Genomic DNA, 26,844 nt, shown 5'->3' with positions numbered 1-26,844 from the left:
GCCCCGCCGGATGACCATGGAGCGTCAGCAGAATCCGGGGGGGCACACCCATGCGCACACGTGACGGCGAGCGGCACCGTGACAACCGGGACACGGTCGCCGACCGCACTGCCCGGGCCGGCCGGGCGCCCGCCCACCGGCTGCTCGCCCTGCAGACCAGCGTGGGCAACGCCGCCGTCGTCCAGATGCTGCACCGGGGCGGCCACCTCACAGAGCACCAGGCATCCGGGCCGCTCGCCGCCGTCCAGCGCTCCACCGTCGACGACGTCCTGCGCACCGCGGGCCGCCCCCTGAAGGAGGCGACCCGCACGGAGATGGAGGCCCGCCTGGGCGCCGACTTCTCCGACGTCCGGGTCCACGACGGTCCGGCGGCCCGTGCCTCCGCGGCCGAGGTCGGCGCCCGCGCCTACACCTCCGGTAACCACGTCGTCATCGGCGAGGGCGGCGGCGACAAACACACCCTCGCCCACGAGCTGACCCACGTCATCCAGCAGCGGCACGGCCCCGTGGCCGGCACCGACAACGGGAGCGGCCTGCGGATCAGCGACCCCTCGGACCGGTTCGAGCGCGAGGCGCAGGCCACCGCGCAGCGGGTCATGACCGGGCCCGTCCGCTCGCCCGAGTCGCCCGAGGAGCGCGGCCACACCGTGCCGCAGCAGCGTTCGGCGCATTCCACGGCCGCCGACGCCCTGCAGCGCGCCGCGTCCGACGACCTCCCCGAGGCCGACACCCCGTCACAGGCGGTTCCCGAACTGCCCGCCGCCCTGGTCGAACAACTGCAGCAGGCGAAGGCCGAGAGCGGAACGGACTCGAAAGCCGTGCGCCAGGCGGCGCTGGACACGCTGCTGCGGTACGTCCTCGCCCAGCTGCCGGTCACGCCCGATCATCCCGAGCTGCAGACCGCCCTGGCCGACAAGAACCTCGTCCTCAGCTACAAGCACTCCCGCCAGGGGGCGGGCAAGCCCATGGCCCTGACCAGCACGGGCACCTCGGGCGACCGGGTCACCATGGCGCTGTACCGGAACCTGTTCGACGACTACGGCCCCGCCGAGATCCACAGCACGCTGCGCCACGAGCTCATCCACGCCGCCCAGGCCATGCTGATGCCCGACGAGGACGCCGCCGACGGCGCGGACCCCCACATCTACATGGACGTGCTGAGCGACATCGGCCACGAGACCTTCGCCACACTCCAGCAGCCGATGCGGGAGATCGAGACCCACGTCTGGGAACTGGAACACGCGGGCCGCACCGGGATCAGCAGCGGCTACCTGGGCGAGACCGTCGGCTACCTCGTGCAGTACACGGACGAGCTGGTCGGCAACCTCGGCCGGACCACCACCACGGACCGGCACCTCGACTACTGGCGCGCGTACCTGGAGAACTCGGTCGCCGCGCTGGGCCGGGCCGCCGCCACCCCCGCCGTCGCCGGCCACACCGACCAGGCCCTCGCCGGGCAGATCACCGGGGCCCAGCAGAGGCTGCAGGGCGCCATCCACGCCAGGGAGCAGGCGAGCGCGTCGGCCGGGAAGCGGCCGGGGGGCACGGGCCGGGGTTCCACCAGCACGCGCAAGCGGGGGAAGACCGATCAATGACCGCGGCCGGCTCGAACCCCGGTGGGCGGGTCAGTGGCCGGCCGGCAGGGCGGCGGTGCGCCTGCCGGGCAGCCAGGTGCGGGGGCGGCGGACGACGATACGGCCGAAGCTCTTCTTGCCGGCCAGCTCGATGCGCAGCCTGACCGGTGTGTCCGGGTCCGGGTCCCGGTGGCCCTTGATCCTGCTGAACTCCAGGATCAGGCCGTAGGGGTCGAGCGCCATGCCCGGGCCGAGGATCAGCGTCAGGTTGCCGCCCTGCAGGTCGACGTCGATCGGCAGGGTGTCCTGGGTGATCACCGCCTGGGTGAAGTCGAGCGTCACGTGGGACCACGCGCCGGCCAGTTCCAGGCGCCGGGGCAGCACCCAGCGGCCCGTCCGCTCGGCCTTGCCGAAGTTCTGCTCGATCCGCAGGACGTCCTTGGGCCGCGCCGGGTCGCCGGCGGCGGCGGCCGGCGCGGGTGGCAGGTCGGCGGTGAGTTCGCTCAGTTCGCCGAGCGTGCGCGCCGACAGTGCGGCCTCCACCCGCTCGTCCAGCTCCTCCGCGGTCAGCCGGCCCTCGCCCGCGGCGATGCTCAGCGCCGTGACCACCTGGTCCCGGTCGGCGTGCGAGGCCCGCAGTGCGGGCTGCGCGGGCTGTGCGGCGTGGTCGGAGCGGCTCTTGGCGAGCGAGATCTGTCCCGGCATGTGTCCCGTCCCCCGGATTCGACGAAGGTCCGCGCGCGACGGATCCCATCGGCGCGCGAACGGCAACTTACGCTATATCGCGATACGGTATATCGCGTTGCGTGTTCCCGCCAGGCCCGGATGCCCGGTACTCGGCGGGCAGCGCGACTGCCGTACGGGCGTGCAGGTGCGCCATGTCGTGGTGGTCCTTGTCGCGCGGCGGGTAGCCGAGGTGGCAGCGGACCTGGGTGGCGGCGTCGACGCACGGGATCGTGCGGCCGCCGATGGTGCCGGTCACCGGAGCCGGGTAGCGGAACCGCTGCCCGTCCGGGAGGAGCTGGTCTCCGCCGTCGCGGCCTGAGCCAGTCACCGGGTGGAGGTCGACCGCGCGGCCGGCGCCGTCGGCCAGGGCGAGGGCGGTGGGCAGCAGGTCCCGCAGCACGGTGGTGAACCCGGCGGCCGCCAACGCCTGCCGGGCCGCGTCGAGTTGGTGGCGCGGGAGGACCAGGTCGAGGTCGTCGTGAGGCCGGGTGGTGTGCCCCACCAGGGCGTCCACGCCCCAGCCGCCGTCCACCCAGGCGCTCACGCCCGCGTCCACTAGCAGGTCCAGTACGTCGAGGACGTCGTCTTCGTTCAGCACGATGTCACCCCGGGGTTCGTCAGGAGGCGTCGGTGTTCTTGCGGAAGCGCTTGGCCAGAGCCGGGTCCGACTCCCACCACAGGCCGTCGCCGCCGTGCTCCTCGTCGGCGGGATCGGCGGGATCGGCCGGATGGGTGGGGTCGGCGGGATCGGCGGCCCGGGCCGTCGGGAGGGCGCAGTCCCCCACGGCCCGCACGCGGAACACCAGGCCGGGGACGGCCCACAGGGCCGCGAGCATCGGCAGCGTGACCGCGACGACGTAGTACCAGGGAACCATCGCGGCGCGGGCCAGGGGCGCCACCACGAACGGGGCGAATCGCAATCCGGTGCCCCGGCCGGCGACCAGGAACTCCCGGTCCTCGGCGACCTCCACGGTCACCGTGTTGGAGCGGGTGCGGTCCCAGGCGGCGAGCCGGACGGTGTGGGTCCCGGCGGGCACCGGGAAGCGCGCGGTGCCGCCCTGCCGGACCCCGCCGACCCGTACCCCGTCGATCACCACCCGGTACCAGCCCTCCCTCAGGACGATCAGCGGCCGCTCGGCGTGCACGACGACGGTTCCGGTCATCAACGCTCCCCCTGGTTCTTTGATGATCACGCGCGAAGGCGCGCCCATGATAGGGGACGAACCATGGCCGGGGGCGTCAACCCGGCGCCCCGGGCGTCGAACTGGTCGTCGAAGAGGAGCCGAGGTGTCCCGCTCGCACCGGGGCGGCCGGGGCGCGCTCGCCCTGGACGCCCCGGCCCGTCGCGCCGGGCGCTGGTGAACCCACCTGGCCGTGGGGCCCGTTGGGCTTGGGCGGGGGGCTTCGAGGCCGGCCGGCCCGCCTGTGCGCGCGGGATGTCGGCGCCGTCGACTTCCCGCGCGGGCGGCCGCCGTTCGGTGGGGTGACGGCCCCGCCGACGGCGGCCTCGGTGACGGCGGCCTCGGTGACGGCGGCCCCGCCGACGGCGGCCTCGGTGACGGCGGCCTCGGTGACGGCAGCCTCTGCGCGCCGGCCCGGGCCGCTTACCCGGGCAGGTCGCCGTTGCCGCCCATGTTGGCGGCGATGCGGCGCAGGACGTTGATCGTGGTCACGAAGTCGGCCTCGTCCACGCCTTCGTGGGACCGGCGGTGCACGCGCAGGTTGCGCTCGCGGGCCCGCAGGCGTGCCGCCTCGCCCTCCTCGGTGAGCGACATGCCGCCCGTCGCCTGGTCCTCCAGCAGCCAGCCGCGGGCGGCGAGGTCGTCGAAGACCTCGCCGAAGTCGAGCCCGAGGTCCTCGTAGCAGGCCAGGCGCTCGACCAGCGTCGTACGGTTCCAGGTACCCGGGGCGCTGGCGGCGTGGTTGAGCGTCCACCAGTGCGGCTGGGTGAGCCCCTCGACCGCCAGCTGCTCGCGCAGCGCCCCCACCACCCGCCGGTACACCTCTCCGCTCCACGCGCCGATCGGCTGAGCGGCCAGGACCTCGTGCGGATACTCCTTGAGCGTCACGCCGACACACCCCTTTCTGTTCGATCATCGGGACGCGATCACCGTAGGACTTCAAGTCGCCTTGAGGTCAAGGAGGTTCGTACCCCCCCGGTGCCGGTGACCGGATCGGGCCGGGCCCGGGCGTGCGGTTGCCGTGACGCGACGGCGGCAGTCCTCGGACCGGTTCTGCGTCGAACACGCCAACGCCGAACTACGGCAGTGGCGCCCACTCCAGCGTTACACCGGCCGACGCGAGGACTACGCCGAGACCCACCGCGCGATCGCCTCGCTGGTCTCCGCCCGCGCAGCCCGCCGGCCGACCCGCCGCAAGCCGAGCACCGAACCGGTACTCGCCCGACAGGCGGTCTGCTGATCACTGGCCACCTCCCAGGCCGCCCAGTTCCCCGACCTGGCCGCCGGGGTGCGCGAACTCACTCGCGCTGCGCGTGCGCGCCGCCCTCGCCGACCGCTTGGCCCGCCTCGCCCTCGCCGGGCACCTTCGCCCCTGCGACCCCGACCTCGCCGCCGAGCACCTCCTCGCCCTGCTCACCGGCCCGCTCGACTACCGCCCCGACTCCGGCCCGCATGCCGACCTCGCTCCCGCGGCTGTCGCGCGACGGCGCCGTGGAGGTGTTCCTGCGCGCCTACGCCGCCTGACGGCCACACCCCGGGCACCGCCCGAGGGCACGGCCGACGGGCGCCGCGGCCGAACCGTTCATGCCCGCGCGGCGGGTGCGGGCGCGGGAGCCGCGGCGAGGACGGCGTACAGGACGACGGGCAGTTCCCTGTCCTCCTGCCCGACGCCCAGGCCGATCCAGCGCCCGCCGCCGGGCAGCGTCCACACCTGCAGGGTGACGGCCTTCTGGCACAGCAGGGCGACCGGTTCGGGAACCGGGTGGCCGCCGTCCTGGTCCGCGTCGAAGCTCGCGCGCAGGTAGGAGAACAGGTCGACGGCCTGCGCACGGCCCCAGCGCGCGGTGAACACCCGGGCCAGGGCGTCGAGTCGGGCACCGGCCGCGTCGAGTTCGCGCTCCACGGCCTGCCCTTCCGCGTCGTCGAAGAAGTCGCGGCTGACGGACAGCTCCTCGACCCGGTAACCCGGGCCGGCGAAGCCGGCGGCGTACTCGCGCTTCCGCAGAGGGAAGGGGTGGGAGTCGGCGAGGAGGGCGTCGATGCGGGCGAGGTGCGCGGCTGTGGTCACGGCCGCAAGGCTAGGCGGCGACACCGACAGCAAGGCCGGGCCCTCTCGACGGGGGCGGGCGTGCGGGCCATTCTCGTCCCGGGCCCTGCGGCCCAAAGCGGACCCCGGCGAACCCGACCCTCGCGTGAAGGAGCCTTCGTGGAAGAGCAGTTGAGCGATCCGGTGACCGAGCAGTCGACCGAGCAGTTGACCGATCCGGTGACTGAGCCGGTGACCGAGCCGGCGCGGTGCCCGGTGGAGCAGCGCCCGGGGTGCCCGGTGGAGCGGCGCCTGGTCCTGGACCCCACCGGCCGCGCCCGCGACGCGGAGAGCGCCGAGCTGTTCGCGCGCGGACCGGCCACCCCGGTGGACATCCTCGGCGTGCCGGCCTGGGCGGTGGCCGACCCGGTGCTGCTGGAGGAGCTGCTCAGGGACCCGCGGGTGTCCAAGGACGGGCACCGGCACTGGCCCGACTTCGAGCGCCTGGTGCCGAACTGGCCGCTGGCGCTGTGGGTGAGCGCGCGCAACATGTTCACCGCGCACGGCGCCGACCACCGCCGGCTGCGCCGCCTGGCGGGCGCCGCGTTCACCACCCGTCAGGTCGCCGCCATGACGGGGCGGATCGAGGAACTGACCGCCACCCTGTTGGACGAGATCGCCCTGACCCCGCCCGGCACGGCGGTGGACCTGCGCGAACGCCTCGCCTACCCGCTGCCGATCCAGGTCATCGCCCAACTGCTCGGCCTGCCCGACGCCCTGCGCGACAGCTTCCGCCACACCGTCGACCTCGTCTTCTCCACCACCCTCACCCCCGAGGAGTCCGCGGCCAACGCGGCAAGCTTCTACCGCATGCTCGACGAACTGATCGCAGCCAAGCGCGAACAGCCCGGCCAGGACATGACCTCCCGCCTGATCGCCGCGCGCGACACCGAGGGCGACGGAAGCGCGCTGACCGAGGAGGAACTGCGCGACACCCTGCTGCTGATCGTCTCGGCCGGCTACGAGACCACCGTCAACCTGATCGACAACGCGATCACCCTGCTGCTCACCCACCCCGGGCAACTGGACCTGGTGCGCGCGGGCAAGGCCGGCTGGGACGACGTGGTCGAGGAGGCACTGCGCCACCAGGCACCGGTGGCGCACCTGCCGCTGCGCTACGCCATCGAGGACATCGCGCTGCCCGGCGGGGTGACGATCCGCCGGGGCGAGGCGATCCTGGCCGCCTACGCGGCCGCCGGGCGCCACCCGGCGCGCTACGGCACGGACGGCGGCGTCTTCGACGTCACCCGCCCGGTCAAGGACCACCTCGCCTTCGGACACGGCCCGCACTTCTGCCTCGGCGCCCCCCTGGGCCGCCTGGAGGCCCGCACCGCGCTGCGGGCGCTGTTCGAACGCTTCCCGCGGCTGGAACTGCTGCCGGGGGCGCAGCTGGAGCCGGTGGAGTCGCTGATCTCCAACGGGCACCGGTCGCTGCCGGTGCTGCTCACCCAGGACCGCTGACCGGGATCCCCGCGGGCCGCCGGGTGCGGCGAGCGCGGCGCGGCCGGGGTCGATCGTGGTGATCGTGTGGCGGGCCGATCCGGAGGTCACGAAGGGATCCCCGGCGGCGATCCGCTCGATCCGGGCGCGGTCGGCCCCGGCGGCGAGGGTGGCTTTGCCGTCGGCAGTGGGCACCGCCTGGCCGGGGGCCCGGAGGACACCGGCGGTGTGACGGCGTTCCAGGAAGGCGAGGTGGCCGGTGAGGTCGCCGGCGACGTGGGGCCCGCGTCCTCCTCGGCGCCGGTGTACGTCAGGCGCAGCAGGTGCGGCATCCGCGCCTCTTCCGTTCTCGTCGCAGCCCTTCTCGTCGCGGCGGCCCATCATGGCGGCTCGGCAGGGCTCGGCGTGCTCAGCGGCCTTCGGTGGTGACCTGGCCGAAGTCAGTGACGAACGCGGTGATCAGGCGGGCGAACTCGGTGCGGTCGCGCTCGCTCCAGGAGGCCATGGCGCGGGCGAAGACGGCGCGGCGCAAGCGGTGGGCGGTCTCCAGCTGCTCGCGTCCGGCGCCGGTGAGGGCGAGCAGGGTGCGGCGGGCGTCGCGCGGGTCGCTGCCGCGTTCCAGCCAGCCCTCCTCGACGGTGCGCAGCACCAGGCGGCTGGCGCGGGGCTGGTCGACGCCGAGGGCGGCGGCGACGTCGGTGACGGCGCAGGGGCCGTCGTGGGCCTCGACGGCGTCCAGCACGCCGAACAGGGTGGGGTCGATCGCGCGGGCGCCGCCGGGTGGGGCGATACGGCCCAGGGAACGGCGGGTCTGGCTGCGGCGGATGGCGACCATGGCGCGTTCGACGGCGGCGACGGCTTCGGTGGCTTCGGCGGTGTCCTGCTCGTGCCCGCGCTCGTCCTGGGCCCTGTCCGGTGTGTTCTCCCGCTCCGACATGCATGCTAGGTTACAACCATTGTAAAAAGACATGCATCGAGGGGGACCCCGTCATGACCACCACCGACTCGCCCGACGCCCTGTCCACCGCCCTGCCCGACGTCCGCGAGCAGCGCCCGTTCGGCTACCTGGGGTAATCGCAGTGCACCGGGCTTCAGCCCGGTGGTGAAGCGATTCTGAACCCTGCTCTGACACCTGCGCGGTGGGTACCTCCCGAACTGTGGACGGTGCCCACCCGTGAAGGTCAGGCTGGGTGGTTCTGCTGCTCGATGTACTGCCGGACTATCGACAGCGGAGCGCCGCCGACCGATCCGGCGAAGTACGAGCCGGACCACAGGCGCTGTGCGCGCCAGTAGTGCTTGACCAGCTCGGGGTACTCCTGGCGCATTCGACGCGAGCTGACGCCCTTGAGGCTGTTGACCAGCTTCGACAGAGCGACCTTCGGCGGAAAGTTCACCAGCAGGTGGACGTGGTTGTTCTCGCCGTTGAACTCGACCAACTCCACCTCGAAGTCCTCGCAGACGCTCCGCATGATCTCTTCGAGCCGGGTGAGGTGCCGGTCCGCGAACACTTCGTGACGGAACTTCGTTACGAAAACCAAGTGCGCGTGCAGGACGAAAGCGCAATGCCGACCAGTGCGGATATTCTGATACTCGGCCATAAACCAACATGGTACGGTGCGGATTATGCAGCTTCGGTACAGCTTCCGCGTGTACCCGAACGGACCTCAGCGTTCAGCGCTGGCAAGGGCGTTCGGGTGTGCACGGGTGGCCTTCAACGATGCCCTTCGGGCACGTGAGACCGCCCGCGCTGCCGGGCTGTCGTTCGTCCCGTCCGCTGAGCTTTCCAAGCAGCTCACAGCTGCGAAGAACACCCCGGAGCGGGCATGGTTCGGGGAGGTGTCGGCCGTGGTGCTGCAACAGTCCCTCCGGGACCTGGACACCGCGTACCGGAACTTCTTCGACAGCCTCAAGGGCAAGCGGCCGAAGATGGGACCGCCCCGGTTCAAGTCCCGCAAGGACACCCGGCAGGCGATCCGGTTCACCGCGAACGCCCGGTGGAAGATCACGCCGGGCCGTGACCTGTCGTTGCCGAAGATCGGCGAGGTGCGGGTGAAGTGGTCGCGCACCCTGCCGTCAGTGCCGTCCACGGTGACGGTGATCAAGGACAGCGCGGGCCGGTACTTCGCCAGCTTCGTTGTCGAGACCGACCCCGAGAACCTTCCCGAGGTCGAGCCGGTCAACGGCATCGACCTCGGTCTCGGGCACTTCGCTGTCCTGTCCGATGGCCGGAAGATCGACGCCCCGAAGTTCCTCCGACGTGCTGAGAAGAAGCTCAAGCGTGCCCAGCAAGCCCTGTCCCGCAAGGCCAAGGGCAGCAAGAACCGGGAGAAGGCCCGTCACAAGGTCGCTCGCAACCACGCACGGGTGGCCGACGCCCGGCGCGAGTTCCACCACCAGCTCTCCACCGAACTGATCCGCGAGAACCAAGCAATCGCGGTGGAAGACCTGGCGGTCAAGGGGCTCGCCCGCACCAGGCTGGCCAAGTCCGTGCACGACGCCGGATGGTCGGCGTTCGTCACCATGCTGGAGTACAAGGCCACGAAGTTCGGCCGGACCCTGATCAAGATCGGCCGGTTCGAGCCGACCTCTCAGGTGTGCTCCAACTGCGGCGTGAAGGATGGCCCCAAGTCGCTGAACGTCCGCGTCTGGCAGTGCCAGGCGTGCGGGGTGTGGCTGGACCGGGACATCAACGCCGCCGTCAACATAGCCAAGGCCGCCGGACTGGCGGTGTCAGCCTGTCGAGCGCGGATAAGTCCGGGACCTGTTCCGGCGCAGCGCGGAGAAGCAGGAACCCACCGAGACGGTCAGACGACCGTGGTAGGAATCCCCGGCCTTTAGGCTGGGGAGCGGAAGTCAATGGCTGCGCCACATCGACAGCGCCATCGAGCAGGCCATGGCCCGCCTGTTCGCCGCCGACGCGCTGAGCCGGCGCGACTGGCAGGTGCTCAACACCGTTGCCTGCGGGCCGCTGAACGCCGCCGAGGTCGACGAGACCATGGCCGCCTTCCTCTCCCCCGACGAGCCGACCATGCGCCCGTACCTGGACGCCCTCGCCGCCCGCGGCTGGAGCGCCGTCGACGCCAACGGCGCCATCGCCCTCACCGCGCAGGGACGCGCCGCCCACCAGCGCATCAGCGCCCAGGTCGCCGACCTGCGCACCCGGATGATGTCCTGCATGACACCGGAGGAGTTCACGGCCTTGACGACCCTGCTCAAGCGCCTGGCCGGCCACCTCGACACCCTCGCCGCCACCGAGTAGCCCCGCACGCCGCCGCCACGCTGGGCGTCGAGCCCGCCGCCTGCCCGGTGGTGGAGGCCAGTACGTACGGGGCGGCCGCCGCCCGCGCCGCCGGTATGCGCTCGCTCGGCTTCCACGGCGGCCTCACCGTTCCTCTGGACTGATCGGGAGTGGATCCCGATGAGCCGCACGCCCCGAACGGTCTTGGGCGAACTGGTCCCCGGCGTACTCAACCCCGCTGGGCGACACGCTCCCCCAGCCTGGCGGCCGGGAGGTGCCCCCACGTGCATGGTCCGTCCCGGGAGGCCGGTTCCCGCACGACCCGGCCAGGTGGGCACGGCCAGAGGCGACAGGGGGGTCCCGAACCATCGCTCCGGCGGAGAGGGAGCCCCTCACGGTGGCACTGTTCCCGGTGTCCCGGATCGGCGAGCCGCAATGCGCCCGTCCATCTGAAGCCCGACCTCTCGCCGCCGGACTGGGTGACCAAGCACCCGGGGTTCCCGAACGACTTTCCCACCTCCCTCCCCACTTACTTCACCGGCAGCGTCCCGGACGGCTTCCCGAAGGCCGCCCCGGCCTCCCCACCACCCCCGCGGTGGCCCCGGTCGCCGACGCGAGCGACGCGCTGGTCCCGCTGTGGGGCTCGTACCTGCGTAGGCGGCCGTAGGCGCACCCGGCCGGCCCGCCGAAGGGCCGGCCGGGTTCACCGGCCCACGCCGGTCATGGAGGCGACTGCGCCCATTTGCACCACCCCACACTCCCTGCCCGCCACCGGGCAGGACACCAGGGGCACCCGGCCTCACAAAGTTCCGCACAGTGTCCTGGACGACGGGCGGCTACCGGCCAACTCTCCGAGAGTGATGGGCTCTTGGAAATTCCCCACCCCTCGCCATGGATGCGGACAGACCTGCTCGCCCGACTTCCCCACCCACCACCTGCACGCCGACTCGCGGACAGGCGTAAGGGTTCGCACGTGCCGCCGTCCGGATGATGAGGTGGCACGGTGACCAATCATGATGAGGCAGCGAGTGTCCGACCGTTGACACTGGCCTGGGTGCGTCGGCACCTGGAGGCCGGCGAGCGGATCGTCGGAGCCGAGACGCTGCACGGCGGCGCCACCACCGACATGCGGAGGCTGACCATCGGCACGCGGGACGGAGGCACCCGGCACCTGGTGCTGCGCTCGTTCGTCGACCCGACCCGGCAGGGTCCGGCCGAGGACCTCCTGCACAGGGAGGCCGACGCCCTGACCACGCTCACCGGCACCGGCGTGCCGGCTCCCGGGCTCGTCGCCGTCGATCCGACCGCCACGCACTGCGAGTACCCCTCGCTCCTCATGACCCACCTGCCGGGCCGGACGGTCCTCGACGACGAGGGGCTGGAGAAGCGCCTGCCCCTGCTGGCCCGTCAACTCGTGGCGGTCCACGCGGTGCGGCCGGCCGTCCGCCCCCGGGAGTACGTGGCGCTGACGACCGCCGACACGGTCGTGACCCCCGAGGGCGCCGACGCCGCGATCTGGGCCGCCGCGATCGACGTGATCCGCAAGCCCGCGCCGCGCTACGAAGGGCGGTTCCTGCACCGGGACTTCCAGCCCGGCAACGTGCTGTTCGACCTGCCGCCCGAGGACCCGGTCGGTGCCGCCGGTGCCCGGATCACCGGCGTCGTCGACTGGGCAGCGGCCTCCTGGGGCCCGGCGGACCTCGACGTGGCGCACTGCTCCACCAATCTCGCGCTGCTGCACGGCCCGGCGTGGGGCCTGCGCTTCACCGAGGCGTACCAGGAGGCCGGCGGGACGCTGGCCGCAGCCGCGCACGAGCGGCTGTACTGGCAGGTGCGGGCGCCACTGGCGTTCTCCGAGGAAGTGCAGTGGGTGGCGCAACCGTGGCAGGAGGCAGGACGGACCGAGCTGACGACACGAGCCGTGGAGGAGCGGCTGGATGCCTATGTCATCTCCTTGATGGACGCGCTGGGCTGAGCCAAGGCGGTCCGGGGCGTCGCCGACCGGCACCGGCCATAGGCGGCTGCGGGCGCAGTAGGGCAGGCCCGCCGAGGGGTCGGCCGGGTTCACCTGCCCATGTCGGCCATGGAGGCGACCGCCTCCGCGACGCTCGCGCGGTACAGGCCCATCCGGGGGTTCAGCACGCGTGCGCCGCCGGTGAGCGGGAAGTTGCGGGTGTTCGCGAGCGGCATGCCGTCCTGGTCGGCCAGCACGTTGAGTTCGTTGATGCCCGGGGCGGTGCCGGTGGTGGCGCCGCTCGGGTCGAGGTCGATCACCGCGTAGGCCGTCCGCCCGGCCTGGACGGCGAAGCGCTCCGTGCCGCTCGCGAGCACCGGCTTGATGTCGGCGCTCCGGTCGCGCGCGGCGGAGTCGCCCAGATCGACCCCCGGGGAGGAGCTCAGGCTGCAGGCGCTCGCGCCGGTGTTGTGCACCTCGATCACCCACTGGCTGGGCGCCCCGGCACGGGCCGCCGCGCGGATCGACAGGTTCCGAATGTCGCACGGGCGGGCGGCTGGGGCACCGGTGCCCGCGCCGGAGGAGGTGCGCGGGGCGGGGTGCGAGGGCACCCCGGCCGCCGGTCCGCCGCTCGGCGGCGTGGCGGCCGACGTGGCGGCGGAGGCGACCGGGCCGGCGGGCGGGTCGGTGTCGTCGGGCCCGCAGGCACTCAGTGCGAGCCCCGCCCCCGCGACGAGGACGACGCAGGCGAGCAGCGGACGACGGCGGCGGACGGACATGGAGGCTCCCCGGTGGCGGTACGTGCTGGCGGCGGTGGACACCCCACAGGACGGCCGTGCGGCCGTCTTCGGTGCCGTGCGCGGCGTCACAATCCTGCGGACACGACGCGGACGGAACGGTGACATCCCGTCAGGCAAGCAGCCGGCGCCCGTCGGGCGGCGGCACGCCCCTGTCGGATGTCAGGGACCGCGGCGGCCGCCGCGTTCCTAGGCTGGCGAGCACTGGGCCCGACACCTCGTCGGGCCGCTGCACTCAGCAAGGGAGAACCATCCATGCGCAGGATCACCCGCGCCCTGGCCGCCCTCGGGGTGGCCGCCGCCGCGATCGCCACGGTCGGTACCGGCAGTGCCGGCGCCGCCGACGGGTCGTGGGCGGGCTGCCCGTACGGCGCCGTGTGCGTCTACCCGCAGGACCAGAACCCCGCCTCCTCCCCCAGCGCCGTGTACTGGAGCTACGGCGCGCACAACCTGAGCGGCCAGTACGGCAACCACTGGGTGCTCAACAACCAGTCCGGCGGCGCCCACGCGCACCTGTGCCAGAGCTACGGCGGCGGCAGCTGCGTGTACGACATCCCGGCCCAGAACGGGGTCTACTACGACCTGGGGTCGATCAACTCCATCACCCTCGACCGCCCCTGACCGGTCGCCCACCGATGGTGCCCGCCGCTTCGGGGGAGGCGGGCACCCCGACCACGCACGCCCCCGCCCGCCCCCACGCCCCCAGCCCGCGGCTCAGCGCGTCCAGCGCGTCCAACGCGGGGCGAAGCCCGACCCGGTGCGTTCCACGTGGGCGGCGCCCGGCCCGGCGAAATGCGCGGGGATGACCAACTCCCCCTGGTCGGCGGCCTGGTGGAGGATCCGCAGGCGGCTGGCGGCGGCCTGGGCCCGGTCCAGGCAGAAGCAGCTGTTGCAGGCGGGGTGGGCCAGCTGCACCGGCGAGTGCAGCAGATCCCCGACGAACACGGCACGCCGGCCACCGGAGGAAAGGCGCAGTACCGAGGAGCCGGGAGTGTGGCCGGGGGCCTGCTCCAGGACGAGGCCCGGGCCGATGGTGCGGGTGCCGGACCAGGGGGCGGCCTGTCCGGCGGAAAGGACGGGGGCGATGCTGTCGGTGAAGACCTGGTCCCATTCGGCCCGGCGGGCCGGGTCGGCGGCCGGGTCGGCGGTGGTGTGGGCGGCGTCCTGGTGGGCGGCGGGGTCGAAGAAGGCGAGGTCGGCAGCGGGCAGGTGGTAGACGGCGTTGGGGAAGGTGGGGACCCATCGGCCGTCGTGGCGGCGGGTGTTCCAGCCGACGTGGTCGGCGTGCAGGTGGGTGTTGACGACGGTGTCGACGTCTTCGGGGCGGATGCCGGCCTCGGCGAGGAGGTCGAGGAAGCGTCCCTTGCGGTGGTGGAACATCGGAGTGGCGGGGCGTTCGCGGTCGTCGCCGACACCGGTGTCCACCACGACGGTGCGCCCGCCGGTGCGCACGACCCAGGTCTGCAGGGCGCCGAGGTAGGAGCCGTCGACGGGGTCGTAGTGGTCGGCTCCGGCACGGTGCCAGGCACTCTCGGCGAGGCCGGGCACGATCCGTACGGCCGGTGCGAAGGAGCCCTGCCACTCCGTCACCCGGATGATCTCGGCGTCCCCCAGTTCGATCCGTTCCATGGCCATGGTCGTTGCCTCCTGTATGTCGGCTGCTGTCTGCGGGTTCGAGCCGAGCCTAGGCAGCCGGAATGAGCCGTTCAATGCTCCAGCGGCTTGTCCGGATGCGCAATCGGCTCACTATGCTGGCAGTCATGGATGTGGTCAGTGACGCGATCGCGGCGGTGCGGGCGGGACGGCCGTCCTCCAACCGGGTGCGGGCGGCGGGACGTTGGGGGGCGTGGATCCCGGGGTACGCGGGGGCGGGGTTCCATGTGGTGCTGGCGGGCTCGTGCTGGCTGCTGGCCGAGGGCGGTGAACCGGTGCGGCTTCGCACCGGGGATGCGGTGCTGCTGCCACACGGCACCGGACACGCCCTGTCCAGTGGGCAGTTGACATACCGGCAGGCACGGGCGCTGCCGGAACTGGATGCCCTGCTCACCCGGCCTCCGGAGGAAGGCGGGCAGGCCGGCGCCGAACTGCTGTGCGGCACGTACCGACTTCACCGGGGCCCGGCGCATCCGCTGATGAGCGAGCTGCCACCGCTGGTCCACCTGCCCACCCGTGGCGGTGGGCATCCCGAACTCGCGGCAGCCGTGGAGCTGTTGGGCGCGGAGCTGGCCGCCGAGCGACCGGGCGGGCGGCTGGCCGTGCCCGCGCTGGTCGACCTGCTGCTGGTGTACCTGGTGCGCGCGTGGACGGTCCGGCCCGGGGCCGGGCGCTGGAGTGCGGCGCTGGCCGATCCGGTGGTGGCCGCGGCGTTGGCCGCCCTTCACGCCAACCCGGCCCACCCGTGGAGCACCGAGGCGCTGGCCCAGCGCGCGGGCGTCTCGCGGGCCACCCTCAACCGCCGGTTCACCGCGCTGACGGGCCGGGCACCGATGACCTACCTGACCTGGTGGCGGATGACGCTGGCCGCGGCCCTGCTGCGCCAGGACGCGGAAGCGCTGGAGACGATCGCCCACAAGGTCGGCTACGGCAGCGGGTACGCACTCTCGCACGCCTTCGCCCGCGAGTTCGGCACCACCCCGGGCCGCTACCGCACCGCAGCCACAGCCACGGCCCCCGTGGCCACGGGTGCCACGGGCGCCACGGGCGCCACGGGCGAGGATGCGGGGCGTGCGGACGCCACCGCACCAGGGCGCGTTGAGGACCGGTCGAAGGACTCATAACCCGCGGTAGGGTCTGCACCGCCGACCAAGCCCCTCGGCCAACCCTTCGACCAGGCATGACCCCCGGCGCCGTACTCCTCACCGCCATCACCCACCCTCTACGCCTTCCCCGCCACACCCCCACCCGCACCGGCCGCCGCCAGACCGCAGGGTTGCGCCGCCCCCACGTGGGCAGCGGGGCAGCGGCGTTGCCGGGGTGCTCAGACCACATCGAGGTTGGCCATCGGGGCCGGTCCGCTCCCCCGTGCCGGGGCGAGCCGCGTCGCCGGGGCGGGGCGGCCGGTCGGCTGCGATGGCGATGGGGTGTCCTCTCCTCAACTGCCGTGCTGGTCCTGGCGCGTGACCACCTCCGATGTCATGACCCGGTGACTATCCTGTCTAAGATCAATATTGCTATGGGGTTATTCCCCGGGTGACATGGAGGCGGCCGTGGACCTGAACACCCTCACCCAGTTCCTCGCGGTGGCGCGGCTGGAGCACCTGAGCCGGGCGGCAGAGGAACTGCGCGTCGCCCAGCCGTCGTTGAGTCGCTCCATCGCCCGGTTGGAGGCCGAACTGGGCACGCCGCTGTTCGAACGGGGCGGGCGGCTTCGGCTGAACGCGGCCGGGGACCTGTTCCGCGGCCACGTCGAACGCGCCCTCGGCGAACTGGAGGCCGGACGGCGGGCGGTGGCCGAGGCGGCCGGGGCGGGGCTGGGGACGGTGCGCCTGGCGTCGGAGACCTTCCTGGCCTTCAGCGGACCGCTGGCGGCGTTCAAGCGCTCGCACCCCGGCGTGGAGATCGAGCTGCACCAGCTGTCGGCCGAGGAGATGGCCCGGCAGCTGCGCGCCCGGGACATCGACCTGGCCGTGGTCTCGCAGCCGATCGCCGCCGATGGGCTGGAGCGCGTCCAACTGCTCGACGAGCCGGTGGGGTTGGCGGTCTCGGCCGGGCACCCGCTGGCCGGGCGTGGCCCGGCGGGCCGCGCCCCTGAGGGCCGTACCCGCGTGGGCGTCGCCGAGCTCGCCGACCAGCCGTTCATCGCCGCCCGCCCCGGCCACTGGCAACGCCGCCTGCTGGATCAGCTCTTCGCCGCCCAGGGCCTGACCCCCAGGATCGTCTGCGAGAGCGACGAGGCCGGCGCGATCGCCGAGCTGATCAGCGCGGGCCTGGGCATCGGCCTGGTGCCCGGCCTCGCCCGACGCACCGCCACCCGCCTGCCGCTGGTGTGGATCGACGTCGACAGCCCGCACTGCCGCCGCACCCTGACCCTGTTCTGGGGCGCGGGCGGGCGCCTGAGCGCCGCCGCCCGGCTGCTGCGCGAGACGATCGCGCGCTGGGACTGGACGGCGGGCGCGGCCAGGACGGCCCCCTAGATCAGATCCTCCCCGACAAGGTGTCGCGCTGGGCGGGGTCGCCGCTGCGGTGGCCGGTGGTGAACCAGACTCCGAGCCGGTCGGAGTTCCTCTCCGCGGGCGGACCACCGCCCGCTCTTCTTCCGGACGAAGGGGCCGCGCTTCCCGGTGTCACTGCGAAACGGCTCCCCATGTCTCCGGTGCTGCTCGCAGAACTGCGAGCAGCACCGGATCACCTCAGCCCGGCCCACGCGTGCGCAGGACGTCGGCAGGGCCGACTTCCCGCGCTTATCGCCGGGTTGCCCGGGCGGCGCGGGCAGGGCGGCGCGGGCACGGCAGTCAACGGTGCGCTCCGGCCGCCGGCCGAGCGAACGCGAGAAGACGCCCCGGGCCGTTGGCGGCCCGGGCGCGTGAGGTGTCGGTCAAGCGCAGCGGCGCATCAGATCTTCCCGGAGAAGGTGTCGCACTGGGCCAGGTCGCCGCTGCGGTAGCCGGTGGTGAACCAGGCCTTGCGCTGGTCGGAGGAGCCGTGCGTCCACACCTCCGGGTCGATCCTGCCGGTGGCCTGCTTCTGGATCCGGTCGTCCCCCACGGCCGCGGCCGCGTCCAGGCCCTGGGCGATGTCCTGGTCGGTGAGGACGGCGATCAACGGACGGCCGGTGGAGGCCTGCGGGGTGGTGGTGGCGTGGTGAGCCCACACCCCGGCATAGCAGTCCGCCTGCAACTCCAGACGCACCGAGGCACTGGTCGCGCCCTGACGGTCACCGCCGACCTTCTGCATCGTGCCCAGCAGGGTCTGCAGGTGATGGCCGTACTCGTGGGCGACGACGTACGACTCGGCGAACGGGCCGCCCTTGGCGCCGAAGCGGGTGGAGAGCTCGTCGAAGAAGCCGAGGTCGAAGTAGGCCTTCTGGTCGCCCGGGCAGTAGAACGGGCCCACCGCCGACGTCGCCGCACCGCACGCGGTGGACACCCGGCCGGTGAACAGCACCGTCTGGGCGGGCTTGTAGGCGGTCTTGGTGCGGCGCGGCAGCTCCGTACTCCAGAACTCCTGGAGGCTGTTGGTGACCGCCGTGATCCGGCAGTCCTGGCGCTTGTTGGCGTCCGCGCCCTTCTTGCAGGACTGCTGCACCTCGCCGTCGGTGCGCACCCCGGAGGAGGAGGCGCTGCCGCCGCCGGAGGACAGGCCCAGCAGCTGGGGGTCGACCCCGAGCAGGACCGCGAACAGCACCACGACCAGGCCCAGCGCCCCGCCCCCGAGGGCGACCTTCCCACCCGGGATGCCGCGCCGGTCGTCCACCTGCGAGGTATCGAGGTCCCCCTGGTCGTCGAACTGCATGCCCCTTGCCTGCCCACTTCTCGTCGAACTGCCGGTGTGTCGGTGTCGCTTCGGTGGCGTCCTGTGCCGCCCGCGCCGCCCAGCCTACGGGCACCCCGCCCGAACGTGCCGCAGCCACCGCATCCCACCACCACGCCCCACCCGCGGACCAGCCCGGCGGCGACACCCGAGCACCGAGGCTGGGCGCCGCGGCGGCCATCGCGGCGCGGAAGGCGCCCGGGCGTTCGCCGATCGGGCGCAACGGGCCCGGGAAGTCGGGGATCGTGTGCAGGCCGGGTCGTCCGGCACCGTACCGGTGGCGGTTGACCAGTGGCTTCCCCGTTTCGAGCCGGACGGTTCCGGCCCTCCCCGCGACGGCGGGGAGGGCCGGAACGGCGGTCAGCCGGCCGGCGTCGGGGCGGGGGCGTAGCCGGCCGGACGGGTGGTGAAGGTGCCGCGGCCCTGGGTGCGGCTGCGCAGGCGGCCCGCGTAGCCGAACAGTTCGGCCAGCGGTACCAGTGCGCTGACCTGGGCCGTTCCCTCGCGGCCGGTCGTCGTGGTGGCCTGGACCTGGGCGCGGCGGGCGGCCAGATCGCCGAGGACGGTGCCGAGCGCGTCCTCGGGCACGGTGACGGTCACCTGTGCGAGCGGTTCCAGCAGCTGCAGTCGGCAGGCGCGCAGCGCTTCGCGCAGGCCCAGGCGGGCGGCAGTGCGGAAGGCGAGTTCGGAGGAGTCCTTGGGGTGGGTGATGCCGTCCGTGAGGGTGACGGCGAGGCCGGTGACGGGGTGGCCGCCGAGCGGTCCGTCGGTGAGGGCGTCGCGGCAGCCGGCTTCCACGGCCTGCACGTATTCGCGCGGTACCCGCCCGCCGGTGACGGTGGAGGTGAACGCGAAGCCGTCGGCGGCGGGTGCCAGGTCGAGGACGAGGTGGGCGAACTGGCCCGCGCCGCCGTCCTGTTTGGCGTGCCGGTGGACGAAGCCCGTGACGCCCTCGACGAGGGCCTCGCGCAGGGCGACCTGGGGTCGGCCGACGACCGCTTGGACGCCGGCGTCGCGGCGTACCTTCTCCACCGCGACCTCCAGGTGCAGCTCCCCCAGTCCGGACAGGGTGCGCTGGCCGGTCTCGGGGTCGGTGGCCAGGCGCAGTGAGGGGTCTTCCTCGGCGAGGCGGGCGAGGGCGGCGGTGAGCTTGTCGGTGTCGGCACTGTGGCGGGCTTCGATGGCGACGGTGACGACGGGTTCGGCGCTCACGGGTGCCTCCAGCAGGATGGGGTGGTCGGGGTCGCACAGGGTGGCGCCGACGCGGGCGGACTTGGGGCCGATGACGGCGACGATGTCGCCGGCCAGGGCGTGGTCGGTTTCGGTGTGGCGGTCGGCTTGGACGCGCAGGATGCGGGCGATGCGCTCGGTGCGGCCGTTGGCGGCGTCGAGCACGGTGTCGCCCTTGTGCAGGGTTCCGGCGTACAGGCGCAGGTAGGTGAGGCGGCCGGTGGGGGCCGCGGTGACCTTGAACACCAGGGCGGTGAGGGGCTGCTGCGGGTCGGCCCTGCGCTGTGCGCCCTGGTCGGCGGACCGTACGGGCGGGGTGTCCAGGGGTGATGGCAGGTAGGCGACGGCGGCGTCCAGCAGCGGTTCGATGCCGCGGTTGCGGTAGGCGGAGCCGCCCAGGACCACCACGGCCTCGCCGGTACGGGTGAGGCGGCGCAGCGCGGCGGTGAGGGTGGCGGGGCTGAGGGAGCCGTGGGTGCAGTACTCCTCCAGGGCTTGGGGGTCGAGTTCGGCCACCGCTTCGGCCAGGACGTGGCGGCGGTCGGCGGCTTCGATGGCGAGGTGGTCGGGGACCGGGCCTTCGGTGAGGGCGCCGGCCTCGTCCCAGGTGAGGGCGCGGTGGTGGACGAGGTCGACGACGCCGGTGAAGGCGTCCTCGGCTCCGATGGGCAGGTGGACGGCGAGCGGGTGGGGGTGCAGGCGCTCGCGGATGGAGGCGACGGCGGCGTCCAGGTCGGCTCCGGCACGGTCGAGTTTGTTGACGAAGGCGATGCGGGGCACGCCGTGGCGTTCGGCCTGGCGCCACACCGATTCGCTCTGCGGCTCGACACCGGCGACGGCGTCGAACACGGCGACGGCGCCGTCCAGGACGCGCAGGGAGCGTTCGACCTCGTCGGCGAAGTCGACGTGGCCGGGAGTGTCGATGAGGTTGATCCGGTGGCCGGCCCAGGCGCAGCTGACGGCGGCGGCGAAGATGGTGATGCCGCGGTCGCGTTCCTGGGGGTCGAAGTCGGTGACGGTGGTGCCGGTGTGGACTTCGCCGCGCTTGTGGGTGGTGCCGGTGAGGTAGAGGATCCGTTCGGTGACGGTGGTCTTGCCGGCGTCGACGTGGGCGAGGATGCCGAGGTTGCGGACGGCGGCGATGCCGGCGGTGCCGGTGCTGGTGGTGGTGCTCATGGCGGTGCTGGTGGTGGTGTCGGTGCGCATGGCCCGGTTGCCTTTCGAGGGGCGGTTGTTCAACGGGTGGGCGCGCGATTGACACAGTGCCGCTAGCTCTGACGAACCGTCAGATCAGTGGCCGGGAAGGACCGTGCAGGGAATCGGACGGCTCAGGCGGTGGCGGCACTGCCCCGGTGCCGGCCGCGCAGCGGGCACCGGAAGGGCGGGGACACCAGGATCACCTCGTACCGCGACGCGGGAGAGGGGGCGGCGGCGCTGTGCTTCGGCATGGCCGCTGCACCCCCTGTCCCTGGTCTCGTCCGTCGGCATGGTCGGGCGTCCGCACCCTGGGGGTGCGGCCGCGTGGTGAGTGTAGGGAAGCCGGACCCGGCGGGGCCAAGGGTTTTACGACGGCGGGTCTTCGGGCCGTTACGGCGTTACGGCATCCGGAAGCGCAGCACCGGCTGCGTCCAGCCGTCCTCGTCGGACACCCCGGCGTCCAGGGCGGCGGCGAGGGCGCGTTCCTCGTAGCCGAAGTGGGACTCCATGATGGCGGCCAGTCCGTCGAGTTCGCGTCCGATCGCCTCCTGGTCCGCCCCGCCCTCGCCCGCGGACTGTTCGGTCAGTTCGCGGACCCGGGCGAGGATGGCGGAGATGAACCCGTGGTCCGCGACGAGTTTGGCGACGGTGGGTGCGAGGTCGGGGCGTTCGTGCACCAGGGCGGCGAACAGGCCTTCTTCCTCGCCTTGGTGATGGATCGTCAGGGAAGTGCAGAAGGCGAGGCAGTGGGTGATCAGGGAGTCGTCGCCGGTCTGACGCCGGCCCAGGCCTGAGCGGACGCGTGCGAGGCGGCGGCGCAGTTCGTTGTGCGCCTGGGAGAGTTGGAGACTGAGGGCGGCCGTACGGCCGTTGATGAGGGGGGAGGCCACGGGTGGGCAGTCCCTTCGGTCGTGCACCTCCATGCCTGGCGCGGTCCGCCACCGGCACGCGATGCCGACGCCCATCCGATCACGGCACGCGCCGCCTCGGCAAGCCCGGGACCGCGGGTTCGACGACGATCGCGGTGTGGGGGCGGGTGCGGGGGCGTCCGAGCAGGATCCCGCCGGCCACCAGGGCCAGTCCCACCACCTGACGTGCCCCAAGTTCGTCGCCGTCCAGGGCGGTGCCCAGCAGCACCCCGGTCAGCGGGTTGAGCAGTCCCAGCAGGCCGACCGTGCCGGCCGGCAGGTGGCGCAGTCCGGTGAACCAGCAGGCGAAGGCGAGGGCGGTGGCGGCGAGGGTGACGTAGCCGAAGGCGAGCAGGGCGGGGCCCCCGAGCGGTGGCGGCGCGCCTTCGACGCCGGCGGCCAGTGGCAGCAGCAGCAGGCCGCCGGCGGTCAGCTGCCAGGCGGTGGTCGCCAGCGGGTCGGCGCCCTCGCGCCAGCGGGCGGCGAGCACGTAGCCGACGGAGGAGACCAGCATGCCGCCCACCGAGGCGGCCAGCCCCGCCCCCTCGAGCGCGCCGCCCGTCCCGAGCACGGTGAGCGCCACCCCGGCCAGGCCCAGCACCGCGCCGGCCAGGTGGGCGCGGTGCGGGTGCTGCCCGGCCAGCGCCCAGGCGGTGAGCAGCATCGCCAGTGGGGAGGCGGCCATGACGGTGGCGGCGGTGCTGGTGGGCAGCAGCTGGGAGGCGAGGTAGAGCAGGACGAAGAAGGCGGCGGTGTTGAGCAGACCGAGCAGGGCGCTGCGCCACCACCAGGGGCCGTGGGGGCGGCGGCGGGCGAGGGCGAGCAGCAGCAGTCCGGCGGGCAGGGCGCGCAGGGTGGCGCCCCACAGGGGGTGGTCGGCGGGCAGGTAGGCATGGGTGACCCAGTAGTTGGCGCCCCAGGCGATGGGGGCGAGGGCGGTCAGCAGGACCCACCGCACATTGGCTTCCATGGAAGACAATATAGCTTCCCAGGAAGCTACCGGAATAGGATGACCCCATGGAGCACCAGCAGCACCCGGGCGACGGCGACCACGTCGCGCTGATCCAAGCCGCCTGGCGCCGCGAGCGCCCCGACCTCGACGTCTCCCCCCAGGGCGTGATCGGGCGCCTGCACCGCCTCGCCGCCCGCCTGACCGGCGAACTCACCCTCGTCTACCAGCGCTACGGCCTGAGCGAGGGCGAGTTCGACGTACTCGCCGCACTGCGCCGCGCCGGCGCCCCCTACGAACGGGCTCCCGGGGAACTCGCCGCCCACACCATGGTGACCACCGGCGCGATGACCAAGCGGATCGACCGCCTCGAACGCGCCGGCCTGGTCACCCGCCGTCACGCCGAGGACGACCGGCGCGGGCGCGTGGTCGCCCTCACCGACGCCGGACTGCGCCTGATCGACGAGGCGTTCACCGCCCACGTGCGCAACGAACACCGCCTGCTCTCCCACCTGAGCCCTGGCGAAGCCGCAGCCCTGCAGACCCTGCTCACCACCTGGCAGCAACGCCTGGACGGCACCGAACCGACGGACCGTACGGGCTGACGCCGCGCCGCCCAGCACAATGTGACACATGAACACCCCTCCCCCGCCTGGCCCTGCACCCGACCACGGACCCGGATCCGACCCAGACCACGGCCCCGGTCCCGGTCCCGGGCGTCACGACGAACCCACGCCCCTGCCCCCGGGGTGGGAGAACCCGGCGGTGCGGGCCGACCGGCGCCTGGTGGAACTGCTGCAGGAACTGCGGGTCCTGCAGACCGGCGTGCAGATCGTCTTCGCGTTCCTGCTCGGCGTCGCCTTCACCCCGCGTTTTCCGCAACTGTCCGACGCCCAGCAGGACATCTACGTGGCCACCCTGCTGCTGACCGTCGTCGCCGCCGCCGTACTGGCCACCCCCGTCGCCCTGCACCGCGGCCTGTTCCACCACCCCGGCAAGGCCCGCATCGTGGACGTCTCCGCCCGCATCGCCCAGTTCGGCCTGCTACTGCTCGCCTCCGCACTCACCGGCGCCGTCCTGCTCGTCCTGGACGTCGTCCTCGGCGCGCCGATCGCGCTCGCGATCAGCGCCGTCATCGCCCTGATCTTCACCGCCCTGTGGTTCGTCCTGCCCTGGTCCGTCCGCCGCGCCACCCGCGAACGGCCCTGACCGCCCCGGCCGGGCGGGTTCGCCCGGCCCGTACCGTGACCCCGTGCACACCGACCACCGCCCCTGGGACGTCCTGCTGATCGGCGGCGCCTCCGGCCTCGGCAAGAGCCGCGCCGCCGCCCACCTCGCCGCCGCGAGCGGCGCGTTCACCGTCGAATTCGACGACGTCGTCGCCGCCCTGCAGGCCGCCACCACCCCGCGCACCCACCCCGGCCTGCACCACTTCAGCGTGACCCCGGCCCGGGGCCTGGACACCGAACGCGTCCTCCAACTGCAGATCGCCACCGCCCATGCCCTGGACGAGGCCCTGCTCGGCGTCGTGCGCAACCGCCTGAGCGTCGACGTGCCCGCCATCGTCGAGGGCGACTACCTCAGCCCCCGGGCCGCCGCCAGGGCCGCCGCCGAGGCCGCCGCGCAGGGCCGGCGCGTACGGGCGGTCTTCCTCCACGAAGGCGACGCGGCTCGCATCAGCGCCAACTACGCCCGGCGCGAACCCGGTTGCGGCCCGCAGCGCGAGCGCGCCGCCGTCAGCGCCCGCTACTCCAGCTGGCTCGCCGCCCAGGCCCGCGCCCACCGCCTGCCTGTGGTCGACTGCCTCCCCTACGACACCCTGCCGCATCGCCTGACCGCCGCCTGGGCCTGAAGCGGCCCCGGCGGCACCCCGGGCGGCGGCACCCGCCGCTACGCGCCGGGGGCGTCCTCGATGTCCGAGATCAGCTTGGTGCTCAGGTCGCTCTGCACCGCCAGGCGGGTGTGCCCGGCGTCCGGCCCGGTGCCCCAGGTCAGCGTGACGGTGGTGAACAAGTGCCCGGCGCCCGAGTCGTGGTAGGCCACCTCCCACGCGGTCGGCACGTCCTGGGCGCGCAGCACGCCGTCGGCGTGGTTGGCCTCCTCCCAGGCCGCCAGGCGCTGGCGCAGGTCCTCGGTGAGGTAGTGGCCGCGCAGCTCGTCCGCCAGGTCGTCGGTGCCGTCGGAGACTGCGTCGACGTAGGCGCCGTAGAAGTCGGCGACCCGGTCCACCGCGGAGTCCGGGCTGCCACGGCGGACCGCGGTGCCCGCTTCGGTGTCGGTCATGAACATCCCTCCAACCGGGCCCGCGCGGCACCTCGCCGCGTTCCCGGGCCGATCCGTCCGTTCACCGGACACAACGAGCCCGGTCGGCGCGGGTTTCGGGTACAGAATGTCAACAGAGGGTGCATGCAGCCGGGTTGGAGGGGAGACGAGCGGTGCTGATCGTACTGAGCGGCGGGCCGGGCAGCGGGAAGACGACACTGGCGCACGCGCTCGCCGGCGCGCTCGGCTGCCCCGCGGTGTGCCGCGACGAGCTGAAGGAGGGCTTGCTGCACGCCGGCACCCGCTCCCCCAACGCCGACGAGGCGGTGCGCGACGCCTTCTTCGAGGTGCTGGACGTGCTGGTGCGGGCCGGGGTGAGCGTGGTCGCGGAGGCCGCCTACCAGGACCGGGTCTGGCGCCCCTTCCTGGCACCACTGGCCGCCCGCACCGAGGTGCGGGTGGTGCACTGCCGGGTGGACCCGGCGCTGGCTCGCCGCCGGATCGCCGAGCGCCTGGCCACCGGCCGCCACCGCGCCGCGCACGCCGACCGCGAACTGCTCGCCGCCCCACCCGGGGCGGGCAACCTGCTGGACGACTTCACCCCGCTGGCCCTGCCGGGCGTGCCGCGCCTGCACGTGGACACCACCGACGGCTACGACCCGCCGCTGGCGGACATCGCCGCCTTCACCCGCCGCTGAACTGCGGAACCCGGCCGCAGGCTGCGCCGCCCGGGTGGAACGATCACGGCATGCAACCGGTCACCGACGCAGTCACCCCGCTCCCGCGGACCTGGCTCGGCGTCGCCGAGGCCGCCGGCGCCCTCGGCCTGCTGGTCGGCCTTGCCCTCCGGGGGTCAGGCGAGGGCGGACCAGGCCTGGTCGGTCAGGTGCGCGGCCTGGTCGATGTGGTGCTGCAGCTCTTCCGAGCCGGCGAAGCGCAGTCGGACCGTCAGGTGAGCCGAAGTGCGTTCGCACAGCTGGACGTTGGTCTTCTCGGGCGTGACGTCCTGGCCGGTGAGAATGGGCTGGTAGGAGACCAGGCAGGAGACCTGGCCGACGGTGACGACCTCGGTGCCCGGTTTGGCCTGGCCGAGTGAGGCCGGGTCGACGTAGGGGGTGTAGGGCTTGGGGCTGGCGGCGCGCACGGCTTCCAGGACGAGGAAGTCGCGCATGCCCTCGTCGGTGTACTGGCGTACCGTGGCGGCGGCGCCGCCGTAGGCCTGGGAGAGGGTGCGGGTGCCGCCGGCCTCGTTGGTGGCGGCGTTCTTGGCGAGCGGGGTGTCGGCCTGGGCGGTCACCGGGGTGAAGCCGCCGGGCAGGGTGTCTGGGGCGTGCAGGTCTTCGCCCAGGCCACCGAAGGCGGCGGAGGTGACGGGGCCGCCGCCGTCGCCTCCGCTGCCGGTGAGCAGCAGCGGGACGCCGGCTATGAGGAGGCCGGCGATCAGTCCGGCGGCCGCGGCCGTGGCCCTGCTGCGCGCTGGGGTGGTGTCCTGCTTTTCGGTCACGCCGAATTCCTTCCGGTCATCGAGATGTGATTGCTCGTCAATTATCGCCTGCGTGGCAGCGGTCGTGGTCGGCGCGGGCGGCGAGGACGTGGGGAATGTGGGTTTCCGCCCAGGTCTTGATCGCGTGGACGAGGGGCAGCAGGTCCCGTCCGAAGGGGGGTGAGGGCGTAGTCGACGCGGGCGGGGACGGTGGGGTGACGTGTGGTGCAGCAGGCCGTCGCGTTCGAGGGTGCGCAGGGTCTGGGTGAGCGTCTTCTCGCTGACGCCGGCCAGGCGTCGGCGCAGGTCGCCGGCGAGCGCCGGCTGACCCTGCGCGTGGCCCGACACCC

At 73.4% G+C, this 26,844-nt stretch carries 29 protein-coding genes and 3 pseudogenes; 16 read left to right on the top strand and 16 right to left on the bottom strand.

All coding sequences use genetic code 11. The features are described from left to right. Positions 1-50: 50 nt before the first annotated feature. Entirely contained in the window at positions 51-1,595 is a 1,545-nt protein-coding gene (locus O1G21_RS37490; protein WP_270150130.1) for an eCIS core domain-containing protein, read from the top strand. A 30-nt stretch (positions 1,596-1,625) separates the two neighbouring features. Here O1G21_RS37490 and O1G21_RS37485 read toward each other — a convergent pair whose 3' ends face one another. From O1G21_RS37485 to O1G21_RS37470, 4 genes are all read right to left on the bottom strand, one after another. Next, complete coding sequence (locus tag O1G21_RS37485) at positions 1,626-2,279, bottom strand: DUF1707 SHOCT-like domain-containing protein (protein WP_270150129.1); 654 nt, start codon at positions 2,277-2,279, stop codon at positions 1,626-1,628. 67 nt (positions 2,280-2,346) lie between these two features. Further along, positions 2,347-2,898, bottom strand: a complete 552-nt coding sequence (locus O1G21_RS37480; protein ID WP_270150127.1) for a nucleotidyltransferase domain-containing protein — start codon at positions 2,896-2,898, stop codon at positions 2,347-2,349. A gap of 19 nt (positions 2,899-2,917) precedes the next feature. Next, positions 2,918-3,463 carry a hypothetical protein gene (locus O1G21_RS37475; RefSeq protein ID WP_270150125.1) on the bottom strand — a complete coding sequence of 182 codons (546 nt, stop codon included), beginning with the start codon at positions 3,461-3,463 and terminating at the stop codon, positions 2,918-2,920. Positions 3,464-3,904: 441 nt separating this feature from the next. Next, positions 3,905-4,369 carry a MarR family transcriptional regulator gene (locus O1G21_RS37470; protein WP_270150124.1) on the bottom strand — a complete coding sequence of 155 codons (465 nt, stop codon included), beginning with the start codon at positions 4,367-4,369 and terminating at the stop codon, positions 3,905-3,907. Positions 4,370-4,502: 133 nt separating this feature from the next. Here O1G21_RS37470 and O1G21_RS37465 point away from each other — a divergent pair, with 133 nt between their 5' ends. Both O1G21_RS37465 and O1G21_RS37460 read left to right on the top strand, forming a co-directional pair. Next, a complete protein-coding gene (locus O1G21_RS37465) occupies positions 4,503-4,721 on the top strand; it encodes a hypothetical protein (protein ID WP_270150123.1) in 219 nt (72 codons plus the stop codon). 73 nt (positions 4,722-4,794) lie between these two features. Beyond that, a pseudogene (locus O1G21_RS37460) lies at positions 4,795-4,899 on the top strand (TetR/AcrR family transcriptional regulator C-terminal domain-containing protein); the annotation flags it as partial. A 164-nt stretch (positions 4,900-5,063) separates the two neighbouring features. Here O1G21_RS37460 and O1G21_RS37455 read toward each other — a convergent pair. Then, entirely contained in the window at positions 5,064-5,549 is a 486-nt protein-coding gene (locus O1G21_RS37455; RefSeq protein WP_270151515.1) for a hypothetical protein, read from the bottom strand. A 234-nt stretch (positions 5,550-5,783) separates the two neighbouring features. Here O1G21_RS37455 and O1G21_RS37450 point away from each other — a divergent pair, with 234 nt between their 5' ends. Next, on the top strand, positions 5,784-7,028 hold the full coding sequence (locus tag O1G21_RS37450; RefSeq protein WP_405000854.1) for a cytochrome P450 family protein: 1,245 nt from the start codon (positions 5,784-5,786) through the stop codon (positions 7,026-7,028). Positions 7,029-7,094: 66 nt separating this feature from the next. Next, the gene (locus O1G21_RS37445; RefSeq protein ID WP_270150122.1) at positions 7,095-7,436 is read left to right on the top strand and encodes a hypothetical protein; all 342 of its coding nucleotides are present in this window, start codon (positions 7,095-7,097) and stop codon (positions 7,434-7,436) included. Here the strand turns inward: O1G21_RS37445 and O1G21_RS37440 are convergent. Then, a complete protein-coding gene (locus tag O1G21_RS37440) occupies positions 7,417-7,944 on the bottom strand; it encodes a MarR family winged helix-turn-helix transcriptional regulator (RefSeq protein WP_270150121.1) in 528 nt (175 codons plus the stop codon). The genes O1G21_RS37445 and O1G21_RS37440 overlap by 20 nt on opposite strands. Positions 7,945-7,946: 2 nt before the next feature. On the opposite strand from O1G21_RS37440, the gene O1G21_RS37435 reads away from it, so the two are divergent. Continuing rightward, positions 7,947-8,081 (top strand): hypothetical protein, encoded by a 135-nt coding sequence (locus O1G21_RS37435; protein ID WP_270150120.1) that lies wholly within the window; start codon positions 7,947-7,949, stop codon positions 8,079-8,081. 107 nt (positions 8,082-8,188) lie between these two features. Here O1G21_RS37435 and tnpA read toward each other — a convergent pair whose 3' ends face one another. Then, positions 8,189-8,605: an IS200/IS605 family transposase gene (gene tnpA / locus O1G21_RS37430; protein ID WP_270150119.1), complete on the bottom strand. Its 417-nt coding sequence runs from the start codon at positions 8,603-8,605 to the stop codon at positions 8,189-8,191. Positions 8,606-8,630: 25 nt separating this feature from the next. On the opposite strand from tnpA, the gene O1G21_RS37425 reads away from it, so the two are divergent. The 3 genes from O1G21_RS37425 (at position 8,631) to O1G21_RS37410 (ending at position 12,220) form a co-directional block, all read left to right on the top strand. Then, entirely contained in the window at positions 8,631-9,845 is a 1,215-nt protein-coding gene (locus tag O1G21_RS37425) for an RNA-guided endonuclease InsQ/TnpB family protein (RefSeq protein WP_270150117.1), read from the top strand. A 55-nt stretch (positions 9,846-9,900) separates the two neighbouring features. Then, a complete protein-coding gene (locus O1G21_RS37420) occupies positions 9,901-10,266 on the top strand; it encodes a helix-turn-helix domain-containing protein (protein ID WP_270150116.1) in 366 nt (121 codons plus the stop codon). Positions 10,267-11,248: 982 nt separating this feature from the next. Continuing rightward, entirely contained in the window at positions 11,249-12,220 is a 972-nt protein-coding gene (locus O1G21_RS37410; RefSeq protein WP_270150115.1) for a phosphotransferase family protein, read from the top strand. A gap of 89 nt (positions 12,221-12,309) precedes the next feature. On the opposite strand, the gene O1G21_RS37405 is transcribed toward O1G21_RS37410, so the two are convergent. Continuing rightward, on the bottom strand, positions 12,310-12,978 hold the full coding sequence (locus O1G21_RS37405) for a DUF4232 domain-containing protein (protein ID WP_270150114.1): 669 nt from the start codon (positions 12,976-12,978) through the stop codon (positions 12,310-12,312). Positions 12,979-13,251: 273 nt separating this feature from the next. Here O1G21_RS37405 and O1G21_RS37400 point away from each other — a divergent pair, with 273 nt between their 5' ends. Beyond that, positions 13,252-13,617, top strand: a complete 366-nt coding sequence (locus tag O1G21_RS37400; RefSeq protein WP_270150113.1) for a hypothetical protein — start codon at positions 13,252-13,254, stop codon at positions 13,615-13,617. Between the two features lie 93 nt (positions 13,618-13,710). Here the strand turns inward: O1G21_RS37400 and O1G21_RS37395 are convergent, their stop codons facing one another. Beyond that, positions 13,711-14,631, bottom strand: coding sequence for an MBL fold metallo-hydrolase (locus O1G21_RS37395; RefSeq protein ID WP_333493538.1), 921 nt, complete (start codon positions 14,629-14,631; stop codon positions 13,711-13,713). 125 nt (positions 14,632-14,756) lie between these two features. On the opposite strand from O1G21_RS37395, the pseudogene O1G21_RS37390 reads away from it, so the two are divergent. Next, positions 14,757-15,665 (top strand): annotated as a pseudogene (locus O1G21_RS37390) (AraC family transcriptional regulator); the annotation flags it as partial. A gap of 537 nt (positions 15,666-16,202) precedes the next feature. Continuing rightward, positions 16,203-17,129 carry a LysR family transcriptional regulator gene (locus O1G21_RS37385; RefSeq protein ID WP_270150110.1) on the top strand — a complete coding sequence of 309 codons (927 nt, stop codon included), beginning with the start codon at positions 16,203-16,205 and terminating at the stop codon, positions 17,127-17,129. A 418-nt stretch (positions 17,130-17,547) separates the two neighbouring features. Here the strand turns inward: O1G21_RS37385 and ypfJ are convergent, their stop codons facing one another. From ypfJ to O1G21_RS37365, 4 genes are all read right to left on the bottom strand, one after another. Next, positions 17,548-18,447: a KPN_02809 family neutral zinc metallopeptidase gene (ypfJ, locus tag O1G21_RS37380; protein ID WP_270150109.1), complete on the bottom strand. Its 900-nt coding sequence runs from the start codon at positions 18,445-18,447 to the stop codon at positions 17,548-17,550. A gap of 378 nt (positions 18,448-18,825) precedes the next feature. Beyond that, positions 18,826-20,871 (bottom strand): elongation factor G, encoded by a 2,046-nt coding sequence (gene fusA / locus O1G21_RS37375; RefSeq protein WP_270151470.1) that lies wholly within the window; start codon positions 20,869-20,871, stop codon positions 18,826-18,828. A 419-nt stretch (positions 20,872-21,290) separates the two neighbouring features. Then, complete coding sequence (locus O1G21_RS37370; protein ID WP_270150108.1) at positions 21,291-21,782, bottom strand: hemerythrin domain-containing protein; 492 nt, start codon at positions 21,780-21,782, stop codon at positions 21,291-21,293. A gap of 79 nt (positions 21,783-21,861) precedes the next feature. After that, positions 21,862-22,770 carry a DMT family transporter gene (locus O1G21_RS37365; protein WP_270150107.1) on the bottom strand — a complete coding sequence of 303 codons (909 nt, stop codon included), beginning with the start codon at positions 22,768-22,770 and terminating at the stop codon, positions 21,862-21,864. A gap of 47 nt (positions 22,771-22,817) precedes the next feature. Between O1G21_RS37365 and O1G21_RS37360 the strand changes: the two genes are divergently transcribed. The 3 genes from O1G21_RS37360 (at position 22,818) to O1G21_RS37350 (ending at position 24,601) form a co-directional block, all read left to right on the top strand. Continuing rightward, positions 22,818-23,354 (top strand): MarR family winged helix-turn-helix transcriptional regulator, encoded by a 537-nt coding sequence (locus tag O1G21_RS37360; protein ID WP_270150106.1) that lies wholly within the window; start codon positions 22,818-22,820, stop codon positions 23,352-23,354. A gap of 160 nt (positions 23,355-23,514) precedes the next feature. Then, positions 23,515-23,958 (top strand): DUF6328 family protein, encoded by a 444-nt coding sequence (locus O1G21_RS37355; RefSeq protein WP_333493537.1) that lies wholly within the window; start codon positions 23,515-23,517, stop codon positions 23,956-23,958. 43 nt (positions 23,959-24,001) lie between these two features. Then, positions 24,002-24,601, top strand: a complete 600-nt coding sequence (locus O1G21_RS37350) for an AAA family ATPase (RefSeq protein ID WP_270150104.1) — start codon at positions 24,002-24,004, stop codon at positions 24,599-24,601. 38 nt (positions 24,602-24,639) lie between these two features. Here O1G21_RS37350 and O1G21_RS37345 read toward each other — a convergent pair whose 3' ends face one another. Beyond that, positions 24,640-25,032: a hypothetical protein gene (locus tag O1G21_RS37345; RefSeq protein ID WP_270150103.1), complete on the bottom strand. Its 393-nt coding sequence runs from the start codon at positions 25,030-25,032 to the stop codon at positions 24,640-24,642. Positions 25,033-25,184: 152 nt separating this feature from the next. Here O1G21_RS37345 and O1G21_RS37340 point away from each other — a divergent pair, with 152 nt between their 5' ends. Then, positions 25,185-25,709, top strand: coding sequence for an AAA family ATPase (locus O1G21_RS37340; RefSeq protein ID WP_270150102.1), 525 nt, complete (start codon positions 25,185-25,187; stop codon positions 25,707-25,709). A gap of 155 nt (positions 25,710-25,864) precedes the next feature. Here O1G21_RS37340 and O1G21_RS37335 read toward each other — a convergent pair whose 3' ends face one another. Together O1G21_RS37335 and O1G21_RS41890 are read right to left on the bottom strand one after the other, a co-directional pair. Further along, positions 25,865-26,515, bottom strand: a complete 651-nt coding sequence (locus O1G21_RS37335) for a hypothetical protein (RefSeq protein WP_270150100.1) — start codon at positions 26,513-26,515, stop codon at positions 25,865-25,867. A gap of 240 nt (positions 26,516-26,755) precedes the next feature. Then, positions 26,756-26,842 (bottom strand): annotated as a pseudogene (locus tag O1G21_RS41890) (hypothetical protein); the annotation flags it as partial. Positions 26,843-26,844 lie beyond the last annotated feature (2 nt).

The organism is Kitasatospora cathayae, assembly GCF_027627435.1.
GTDB lineage: Bacteria > Actinomycetota > Actinomycetes > Streptomycetales > Streptomycetaceae > Kitasatospora > Kitasatospora cathayae.
This window is presented reverse-complemented; position numbering and strand designations above follow the sequence as displayed.